At 65.0% G+C, this 4,803-nt stretch carries 6 protein-coding genes; 4 read left to right on the plus strand and 2 right to left on the minus strand.

Annotated features, from left to right (window positions below; translation table 11 throughout):
- The 4 genes from MOV74_RS31400 to MOV74_RS31415 all read left to right on the plus strand — a co-directional run.
- Positions 1 to 674 (plus strand): SDR family oxidoreductase (locus tag MOV74_RS31400; protein ID WP_246930823.1); only part of this gene is annotated, 674 nt, incomplete at its 5' end.
- Positions 675 to 1,064: a hypothetical protein gene (locus MOV74_RS31405; protein ID WP_246930825.1), complete on the plus strand. Its 390-nt coding sequence runs from the start codon at positions 675 to 677 to the stop codon at positions 1,062 to 1,064.
- 17 nt (positions 1,065 to 1,081) lie between these two features.
- Positions 1,082 to 2,479: a dihydrolipoyl dehydrogenase gene (gene lpdA, locus MOV74_RS31410; RefSeq protein ID WP_246930827.1), complete on the plus strand. Its 1,398-nt coding sequence runs from the start codon at positions 1,082 to 1,084 to the stop codon at positions 2,477 to 2,479.
- Between the two features lie 34 nt (positions 2,480 to 2,513).
- The gene (locus tag MOV74_RS31415; protein ID WP_246930830.1) at positions 2,514 to 3,044 is read left to right on the plus strand and encodes a hypothetical protein; all 531 of its coding nucleotides are present in this window, start codon (positions 2,514 to 2,516) and stop codon (positions 3,042 to 3,044) included.
- A 208-nt stretch (positions 3,045 to 3,252) separates the two neighbouring features.
- Here MOV74_RS31415 and MOV74_RS31420 read toward each other — a convergent pair whose 3' ends face one another.
- Together MOV74_RS31420 and MOV74_RS31425 are read right to left on the minus strand one after the other, a co-directional pair.
- Positions 3,253 to 3,843 (minus strand): DUF4337 domain-containing protein, encoded by a 591-nt coding sequence (locus MOV74_RS31420; protein WP_246930832.1) that lies wholly within the window; start codon positions 3,841 to 3,843, stop codon positions 3,253 to 3,255.
- A 252-nt stretch (positions 3,844 to 4,095) separates the two neighbouring features.
- Positions 4,096 to 4,803 (minus strand): tyrosine recombinase XerC (locus MOV74_RS31425; protein ID WP_246930834.1); only part of this gene is annotated, 708 nt, incomplete at its 5' end.

A 4,803-nucleotide genomic window follows, 5' to 3' on the forward strand; every position in this document is an offset into this window, starting at 1 on the left:
GCGGCTTTCGTGTCGTGGTCGGCTATGCCAGCAACAAGACCGCCGCCGACGAGGTGGTCGCGCAGATCGCGGCCAGCAACGGCAAGGCGATCGCGGTGAAATGCGATGTCGCCGAGGAACGCGACATCATCGACCTGTTCAAGGAAGCCGACAAGTTCGGCACGCTCGGCGCGCTCGTCAACAATGGCGGCATCGTCGGTCAAAGCGGCGTGCGCGTCGACGAGATGTCGGCCGAGCGCATCCAGCGCGTGATGGCCGTCAACGTCACCGGCTCCATCCTCTGCGCGCGCGAGGCGGTGAAGCGGATGTCGACCAAGCACGGCGGCAAGGGCGGCGTCATCGTCAACCTGTCGTCGGTCGCAGCCAGGCTCGGCGCGCCCAACACCTATGTCGACTATGCGGCCTCCAAGGGCGCGATCGATTCCTTCACCATCGGCCTCGGTTATGAGGTTGCGAACGAGGGCATCCGCGTCGCAGGCATTCGCCCCGGTCTGATCGACACAGAGATCCACGCCGCCGGCGGCGAGCCCGACCGCGCCCATCGTCTGGCCCATCTGGTGCCGATGAAGCGCGTCGGTACCGCGGATGAAATCGCCAACGCCATCGTCTGGCTGATGTCGGACGAGGCTTCCTATGTCACCAGCGCCATCCTTGACGTCTCGGGTGGACGTTGAATGCCTGCGAACGAATTCCGCGAAGATATGTTCGAAGATCTGAAAGGATTCATCGGGCGGATTCCGGGGACCAAGGCGGATGCGCACCATCTCCATCGGGATGAAAGCTGGCACATCAATCTCACCATCGACATTGATGACCCCTTGGCGTGGCACGTGGTTCAAGAGCTCGGCTCGATACTCAACAATCTGTCGGTGACCGAAAAATTGCCGACGTTGTTCAAGCCCATGTCGTCGCCGCCCTACCTGAATGGCGGTCCGCGCGACTACCTGTACTGGCTGATCGAAGCAACCGGCGCAGTGTCGCCGCGCTATCTTCGGCAATTGCTTGAGGGACGGATGCCTCGGCCTGTCGACGATCGATCGCAATGGCTCAACCCTGATGAATAGACGTGACGGAGCATTCCATGACTTATGACCTCGTTGTGATCGGCACCGGACCGGGCGGTTATGTCTGCGCGGTCCGCGCCAGCCAGCTCGGCATGAAGGTCGCCGTGGTCGAAAAGAACGCCACGCTCGGCGGCACCTGCCTCAATGTCGGCTGCATGCCGTCGAAGGCGCTGCTGCACGCCTCCGAAATGTTCGAGGAAGCCGGCCATTCCTTCGCGAAAATGGGTGTGTCGGTCTCGTCGCCGAAGCTCGATCTTCCCGCGATGATGAATTTCAAGCAGCAGGGCATCGACGGCAACGTCAAGGGCGTCGAGTTCCTGATGAAGAAGAACAAGATCGACGTGCTCAAGGGCACCGGCAAGATCCTCGGCAGCGGCAAGGTCGAGGTCTCCGCCGACGGCAAGTCGCAAGTCGTCGACACCAAGAACATCGTCATCGCCACCGGCTCGGACATCGCGCGTCTGAAGGGGATCGAGATCGACGAGAAGCGCATCGTGTCCTCGACCGGCGCGCTGTCGCTGGACAAGGTCCCCGGCAAGCTGCTGATCGTCGGCGCCGGCGTGATCGGCCTCGAGCTCGGCTCGGTCTGGCATCGCCTCGGCGCCGAAGTCGTGGTGGTCGAATTCCTGGATCGCATCCTTCCCGGCATGGACGGCGAGATCGCCAAGCAATTCCAACGCATCCTGGAAAAGCAGGGTTTTGCGTTCAAGCTTGGCGCCAAGGTCACCGCCGTCGACACCTCCGGCAAGTCGCTGAAGGCGACGATCGAGCCCGCCGCCGGCGGCGCCGCCGAGACGCTGGAAGCCGACGTCGTGCTGGTCAGCATCGGCCGCGTGCCGTACACGGACGCTCTCGGCCTGAAGGAGGCCGGCGTTGCGCTTGATCCCCGTGGCCGCGTGCAGATCGATCCGCATTTCGCCACCAGCCTGAAGGGCGTCTACGCCATCGGCGACGTCGTCGCGGGCCCGATGCTTGCGCACAAGGCCGAGGATGAAGGCGTTGCGGTGGCCGAGATCATCGCAGGCCAGGCCGGTCACGTGAATTACGATGTGATCCCAGGCGTCGTGTATACCACGCCGGAAGTGTCCTCCGTCGGCAAGACCGAGGAGGAACTGAAGCAGGCAGGCACAGCCTATACCGTCGGAAAGTTCCCCTTTACCGCCAACGGCCGCTCCAAGGTCAATCAGACCACTGACGGCTTTGTGAAGATCCTCGCAGATGCGAAGACCGATCGCGTGCTCGGCGTGCACATTATCGGCCGCGAAGCCGGCGAAATGATCCATGAAGCCTGCGTTCTCATGGAGTTTGGCGGCAGTGCGGAGGATCTCGCGCGCACCTGTCACGCCCATCCGACCCGCTCGGAGGCCATCAAGGAGGCCGCGCTTGCAGTCGGCAAGCGGGCCATCCATATGTAAGCACGCGCCCAGGACCGAATCGGGCGGGAAACACATGCTGCGCCGCCTTCTTCAACCGGTCTGGGTCCTGCTTGCGATCGTCTTCCTGATCGAAGCTTGGCTGTGGGACCATCTCGAGCCGATCGTCGCGCGGATTGTCGCGGCGATTCCGCTGGCGCGCTTCAAGCAATGGCTGACGGAGCGGGTCGATGCGCTGTCGCCGGCCACGACGCTGATCGTGTTCGCGGTCCCCATCGTCCCGCTGTTTCCGCTCAAGCTGGTCGGCCTGTGGCTGCTCACGCATGAGTACTGGACCAGCGCGATCTTCACGATCGTTTTCGCAAAGCTGCTCGGCGTCGGCGTCACCGCCTTCGTGTTCGACGTGACGCGCGACAAGCTCTTGGAGATGCACTGGTTCGAGCGGATCTACGACCTCGTGCTGAAGGTGCGCGCCAAGGCCGCCGAACTGGTCGACCCGGTCAAGCGCCGCATCCGCGAGCTGATCGCCGGCAACGGGGAGGGGTGGTCGTCACGTACGCTGCGTTTGATCCAGCGCTTCAGGAAGAGCGTGCACCAGGCGCGGTGAGCGTCCACACAATCAGTCTCTCACCGTCACGCCCGCGCAACGGCGAAGCCGTTGTCGCTGGAGGTGGCCGCTTCTTCAGCGGCCCTCGAGGGGCCACGGCCCGGCTGCAGCTCGGCCGTTCATCCTTCGAGGTCCCCCATGGGACGCGTCGCGTCCCATGCCTCGCACCTCAGGATGACGGAATTAGCAGCCGCGCGCCCCACCCCCCTCAATGCAAGTGCAGCAGATGCGGCCACCACAGGCCGAGCGCGGTCATGAAAAGGCCGGCGAGCGTCAGGATGCCGCCGACATAGGCCAGCGCGAACATGCCGGTGATGATGGTGGCCGAGGCCAGCACGATGCCGATCTGGAACGCGGCCGACGCCAGCTCGAAATGGTGGTATTTCGCGGTCGCCTCGTCGCGGTCGTGCTCGGCGTGCTTGGCCTTCTCCGCGAGTTGCTCGGTGCCTTCGCCGGTCTCGGGCTCGGAGCGGTAGCGCTGCGCAGTCTTGGTCCAGTCGTCGACCTGCTTCTGCACCGTCGCCCTCATGGCGTCGTCGCTCGTCCCGCCCAGCGTCAGCTTGCCCTGCTCGGCCGCGGTGATCACCACGGTGCGGCGGATGCTCTTGGCCTGGAAGAACGCCCAGAGATTAGCGGCCTCGACGTTCTTGCTGATCGATTCGGTCTGGGCGCCCTTGCCGAGCGTCTCCGAGATCGCCAGGAACAGCGCCAGAACGGCGATCAGGAGCGCGATCTTCTTGTTCGAGCCGGACGCGTGTTCGGCGTGCTCGGCGTGCTCCATGCTTTCATGTGCGCTCATAAGTCTCTCCTGCCTCGGTTCCGCAACGATTGACCGAACCGCGGGCGCCGCGCAAGAGGCACGCGCGTTGTGACGGGACTGTGTCAGTCTTGTCGGCTCTCGTGTCCCGGACGCGGCGCGGCGTGCAACGCTGCGACGCTGACCCGGGACCCAGAAGCTACAGGCGATCACGCGGTGGGATGGGCCCCGGCTCTGCAGCGCTCCGCTGAAGGAGCGCTGCGCTGCGTCCGGGGCACGAGAGCTCGTGAGGAGTCACCGCCGCGGATGCGCGCTGGCGTAGACTTCCAGCAGGCGCTCGGAATCGATGCCGGTATAGACCTGCGTGGTCGAGAGCGAGGAATGGCCGAGCAATTCCTGGATGGCGCGCAAGTCCCCGCCGCGTGACAGCAGATGCGTGGCGAAGGAATGCCGGAGCGCGTGCGGCGTGGCGCTGTCGGGCAGGCCGAGCGCGCCGCGCAGCCGCTCCATTGCGAGCTGGATGATGCGCGGGCTCAAGGGGCCGCCGCGCGCGCCGACGAAGATCGGGCCGTCCGCAGGCAACGGATACGGGCACATCGCAACGTATTCCTGCACCAGCTCCAGCACATTCTGCAGCACCGGCACCATGCGGGTCTTGTTGCCTTTGCCTGTGACGACGAGCACGTCGCCTTCGCCCGGCCGCGGCACCTCGCGGCGCTGCAACCCCAACGCTTCGGAGATGCGCAGGCCCGAGCCGTACAGCAGCGCCATGACGGCAGCATCGCGCGCCAGAATCCAGGTCTCGCGATCCTCGCCGGCGCGCTCGTCGGCATCGGCGAGACGCTTTGCGGATGCCATCGGCAGCGGCTTTGGCAGACTCTTTGCGACCTTCGGGGCGCGAATGGCAGAGAGCGCGCCGACCTTGCCCTTGCCTTCGCGCTCGAGAAAGCGGCCGAACGAGCGCAGGCCCGCCAGCGCGCGCATCAGCGAGCGGCCGGCAAT

Source organism: Bradyrhizobium sp. SHOUNA76 (assembly GCF_023006445.1).
Taxonomy (GTDB): Bacteria; Pseudomonadota; Alphaproteobacteria; order Rhizobiales; family Xanthobacteraceae; genus Bradyrhizobium.